Below are 4,226 nucleotides of genomic sequence, written 5' to 3' on the forward strand. Positions count from 1 at the left end.
TAGCCATCGAAGGCGATATCCGCATAGGCGAGGTCATGCACGACCCAGATGCGATGCTCTTTGGCGAAATCGACGACACGCGCGAAGAAATCGAGCTCCACCACCTCCGCCGTGGGATTATGGGGAAAGTTGATGACCAGCATCTTGGGCTTGGGCCACGCGGCCTTGACCGCCTTTTCGAGCTCCTCGAAAAAATCGTGGCCCGGCAGCATTGGCACATGGCGCACGTCCGCCCCGGCAATCACAAAACCGTAGGGGTGGATGGGATAGGTTGGGCTCGGCACCAGTACCGTGTCGCCCGGCCCCATGGTCGCTAGGGCGAGGTGCGCGAGGCCCTCCTTGGAGCCAATGGTGACGATGGCCTCGGATTCCGGGTCGATGGCGACCCCAAAGCGGCGCTCGTACCAGCCAGAAATGGCCTTACGCAGGCGAGGAATGCCGCGGGAGACGCTGTAGCGGTGGGTATCCCCGCGCTGGGCCGTCTCACAGAGCTTGTCGACGATGAACTGCGGCGTCGGCTGGTCGGGATTGCCCATACCAAAGTCGATGATATCCTCGCCCCGCTTCCGCGCCTGTAGTTTCAGGTCGGTAACGATGTTGAAGACATAAGGCGGGAGGCGTCGGATCCGCTCGAAATCACTATTCATGGCTATGGAAACTCTGCCCTTGAGGCATCTATCAAAATCGAAGAACAATAGAGAGCGGAATGGACGCTGTCAATTGAGGGGACGAAGATGAAACTACACCGCCAAAGCCCGGGCGCACAGCACAGCCTGCAATCCTACGACGCCACCGGCTTTGTCATCGACGGCCTGCGCTACACTGGCGGCGTCCTGCTCAGCCGCACCCTGCTCCTGCACCCCTGGGGGCCGGCCGCCGGCGGCAGCCTGGGTATGGCCGACTTTGCTGCTTTGCTCGCCACGCCGCCGGAAGTCTTGCTGGTTGGCACCGGCGCCCGGCAACAACTCGACATCGCCCTGCTCGGCGCCCTGCGCCAGGCCGGCCTCGCCGCCGAGATCATGGATAGCGCCGCCGCCTGCCGCACCTACGGTATTCTCTTGGCCGAGGATCGCGAGGTAGCGGCTGCCCTCCTGCCCTTAGCGCAGCAAGTCTAGGAGAACAGGCTGCAGGGATCGAGGCCTTCGGCCAGAATGCGCCGGCGCAACTGCAAGAGGCTTTCCACCTGGATCTGCCGCACCCGCTCCCGGGTCAGCCCCAGGCGCCCGCCAACGTCCTCCAGGGTCGCCCCGTCGTTGCCATCCAGGCCAAAACGCCAGTACAGCACCAAGCGCTGCTTTTCCTCGAGGGCCCCGATCCAGCGGTACAGGCTCTGACTGAGGTCGTTCTCGGCAAAACGATCCTCCGGGCCCGCCACCTCGGGGTCATAGACGCGCTCCCCCAAGCCGGGGTCATCTTCCCTTCCACCGCCGGAGTCGAGGCTGGTGACATGTCCGTTGAGGTCCAGACATTGGCGCACCTGCTCCACGGAACAATCCAAAGCTGCGGCCACCTCCTCGGGGCTCGGATCGCGCTGCAACTTCTGCTCGAGACAGCGCGCCGCTCGCAGGATGGAAGAAATTTCCTTCATCACATGAATGGGCAGTCGAATGGTACGGGTCTGATTCATCAGCGCCCGCTCGATGTTCTGACGAATCCACCAGGTCGCATAGGTGGAAAAGCGAAAGCCTTTTTCCGGATCGAATTTTTCTACCGCGTGGATAAGGCCGAGATTGCCCTCTTCGATGAGATCGAGCAGGGGCAGCCCCCGATTGATGTAGCGGCGGGCCAGGCGCACCACCAAGCGCAGGTTGCACTCGATCATGCGCCGTCGCGCCTCGCTATCACCCTGCTGTACGAGACGACCCAGGGTGATTTCCTCTTCCGCCGTCAGCAGGGGGTTGTGGCCGATTTCCTGCAGGTAGCACTGGGTGGCATCGAGGCTACCGCCAAGTTCGGTGAGGACTGGATCTGCGGTGTCGTTGCTTTCCGAGACCTCTTCTTCGAGTTCCGGCTCCGACCCCAGATCCAAGACTTCACCGCCCATGCTCAAACTCCTATGCGATCCTTCTGACTGACCGTTCCCGGCAGGAGAGGGACGAAGCGGCATTCGCCCAAATCCTCCTCCTGCGCTTGTTGTCCATCCCAGCGGTATAGTTTGAGCCGTTGTTCCTCACGCCCATCGGCTTCCGGCGAGAGCAAACAGCCACCCGGCCGGAGTTGGTGAAACAAGGGCGGCAAGGCACAAGGCACAGCGGCAGTGAAGACGACGGCATCGAAGGGAGCGGCATCCGCCCAGCCCTGGCTGCCATCCCCCAGCCGCAGATGTATTCTTGGAATCGCCAAGCGCTGCAAGAGTTCCGCCGCCGCCCGGTGTAGCCCTTCTACTCGCTCGATACTGAAAACTTCCATACCCAAATTAGCCAAAAGCGCCGTCTGGTAGCCCGAACCCGTCCCGATTTCCAGCACCCGCTGCACCGGGCCAGTGGCGAGCAAGGCGGCAAGCATGCGCGCCACCATCAGCGGTTGGGAAATGGTTTGCCCCCAGCCGATGGGTAGTGATACCGGCTCATAGGCCCGGCTTGCCAAGGCCTCGGCCACAAAAAGGTGACGCGGCAGGGCAAGCATGGCGGCGAGCACCCGATCGTCGTCGATACCCGCAGCGCGCAGGCTGGCAACCATGCGTTCCCGGGTGCGTGGAGAAATCATCCCCACTTCCGGCTTCACGAGACGCAGCATTGCAGCCAATCCGAAAGCTCTCCCATGAAGCTGTAGCGGGTCATATCGAGATCGAGCGGGGTTATGGATACGTAGCCGCGGCGGGTTGCATCGAAATCGGTACCCGGCCCGGCATCCGCCTCTCGCCCCGAGGGACCAATCCAATAGACCGGTTCCCCGCGGGGATCGGCAGCCGGCATGAGCATCTCGCTCTTATGCCGACGCCCAAGGCGGGTCACCTCAAAGCCTGCCAACTCGGCGTAGGGTAGGTCTGGGACGTTGACGTTGAGAATGGTGTCCCCGGGCAGAGGGTGATCGAGCAGGCCACGCAGCAGCTCAAAGGCGACCTGGGCCGCAGTTTGGTAGTGCTCCGGGTCGCGGCCGACCAAAGAAACCGCCATGGCCGGCATGCCCAGATGCCGCCCCTCCATGGCGGCGGCGACGGTGCCGGAGTAGAGCACATCGTCACCCATGTTGGCACCGCGGTTGATGCCCGAAACCACCATTTCCGGCGGTTCCGGCAGAATGCCGGTGGCCGCCAGATGAACACAGTCGGTTGGCGTTCCACCGACAATATAGTGAAAACCGTTGAGCCCGGTGCGTACCCGCAGGGGCCGGTCGAGGGTCAGGGAGTTGCTGGCACCGCTGCGGTCCTGCTCGGGCGCCACCACCTCGATCGACCCCAGGGGTCGCAGTGCCGCAGCCAGAGCGGCAAGGCCGGGAGCCAGATAACCATCGTCATTACTGAGAAGGATTCGAGGCATAACACATCCGTTGGGGTGGCCGGCGCAGGCTGAAGTCTGGATTTGCTATCAGCTTCACAATGGTACGCCAGCCCGGCATCGACGGTCCAGCAGCAATCAGGGGGTGTCGGTCTCCGCAGCACCACCGTTCAGCTGATGCTCGAGGAGCAGCACCCGCAACTGCGCCACATGCACCGCTTCCTTGAGGCGATCGATCCGCTCCTGATAGCGGGCATAGTTGCGCTCGTTGCCATAGCGCACCGACTTCCCTTCGTTGTAGGCGCGTGTTGCCTGCAAAAGCTGCAGCCGAGCGGCCGCCAACTCCGCCTGCAGCGCCGGTTGCGCCGGGCTTTTTTCGGATACGGCGGGCGCCACTGGTGCCGGTTCGGTGTGCGCCAGCGGCGCCTTTACCGAGGGTGATGGGGTACTGGGCGGGGCAGCGGCCGGCATACCGTCGATGGTCTGCACTCCAATGGCATTCGCCGGCGGATTACCGCCATAGGTGACCACACCGTCTGGCGAAACCCAGCGGTAGATTGCCGCGTTGGCCGTAGGCAGCAGGCTCATGGTCAGAACGGCGGCAAATAGCAGGGACGATAGACTACGAATTGGCTGAACTGGCATGGCTACGCTTCCGAATTATCCGGGTAGAACAATTAGCACAAAAAACCCACAACACAAAAAACCCCGCCGAAGCGGGGTCTTGCCAGCGCACTCCGTCGATCAGAGGCTGTAGTACATCTGGTACTCGACGGGGTGGGTGGTGAC

The 4,226-nt window shown here is 62.6% G+C and carries 6 protein-coding genes; 1 reads left to right on the forward strand and 5 read right to left on the reverse strand.

What is annotated here, in order from left to right; translation table 11 throughout:
• Positions 1–647, reverse strand: a 647-nt coding sequence (locus RTI30_RS13000) for an aminotransferase class I/II-fold pyridoxal phosphate-dependent enzyme (protein WP_312283973.1), incomplete at its 3' end; no start/stop codon positions are given.
• An 87-nt stretch (positions 648–734) separates the two neighbouring features.
• Here RTI30_RS13000 and RTI30_RS13005 point away from each other — a divergent pair.
• Complete coding sequence (locus RTI30_RS13005) at positions 735–1,115, forward strand: Mth938-like domain-containing protein (protein ID WP_312263417.1); 381 nt, start codon at positions 735–737, stop codon at positions 1,113–1,115.
• Here RTI30_RS13005 and rpoS read toward each other — a convergent pair.
• From rpoS to RTI30_RS13025, 4 genes are all read right to left on the reverse strand, one after another.
• A complete protein-coding gene (rpoS, locus tag RTI30_RS13010) occupies positions 1,112–2,044 on the reverse strand; it encodes an RNA polymerase sigma factor RpoS (protein WP_312263416.1) in 933 nt (310 codons plus the stop codon). The genes RTI30_RS13005 and rpoS overlap by 4 nt on opposite strands.
• 2 nt (positions 2,045–2,046) lie before the next feature.
• Positions 2,047–2,736 (reverse strand): protein-L-isoaspartate(D-aspartate) O-methyltransferase, encoded by a 690-nt coding sequence (locus tag RTI30_RS13015; protein ID WP_312263415.1) that lies wholly within the window; start codon positions 2,734–2,736, stop codon positions 2,047–2,049.
• The gene (gene surE, locus RTI30_RS13020; protein ID WP_312263414.1) at positions 2,721–3,479 is read right to left on the reverse strand and encodes a 5'/3'-nucleotidase SurE; all 759 of its coding nucleotides are present in this window, start codon (positions 3,477–3,479) and stop codon (positions 2,721–2,723) included. Before surE ends, RTI30_RS13015 begins: the two co-directional genes overlap by 16 nt.
• Before the next feature lie 96 nt (positions 3,480–3,575).
• Positions 3,576–4,082 (reverse strand): DUF4124 domain-containing protein, encoded by a 507-nt coding sequence (locus tag RTI30_RS13025; RefSeq protein ID WP_312263413.1) that lies wholly within the window; start codon positions 4,080–4,082, stop codon positions 3,576–3,578.
• Positions 4,083–4,226 lie beyond the last annotated feature (144 nt).

Source organism: Candidatus Igneacidithiobacillus taiwanensis, from assembly GCF_031962545.1.
GTDB classification, from domain to species: Bacteria; Pseudomonadota; Gammaproteobacteria; order Acidithiobacillales; family Acidithiobacillaceae; genus Igneacidithiobacillus; species Igneacidithiobacillus taiwanensis.

Bases quoted from the DNA above. Each gene is read 5' to 3' on its own strand.
- RTI30_RS13025 (WP_312263413.1), bottom strand. From the start codon at position 4,082: ATGCCAGTTCAGCCAATTCGTAGTCTATCGTCCCTGCTATTTGCCGCC.
- surE (WP_312263414.1), bottom strand. From the start codon at position 3,479: ATGCCTCGAATCCTTCTCAGTAATGACGATGGTTATCTGGCTCCCGGC.
- RTI30_RS13005 (WP_312263417.1), top strand. From the start codon at position 735: ATGAAACTACACCGCCAAAGCCCGGGCGCACAGCACAGCCTGCAATCC.
- rpoS (WP_312263416.1), bottom strand. From the start codon at position 2,044: ATGGGCGGTGAAGTCTTGGATCTGGGGTCGGAGCCGGAACTCGAAGAA.
- RTI30_RS13015 (WP_312263415.1), bottom strand. From the start codon at position 2,736: ATGCTGCGTCTCGTGAAGCCGGAAGTGGGGATGATTTCTCCACGCACC.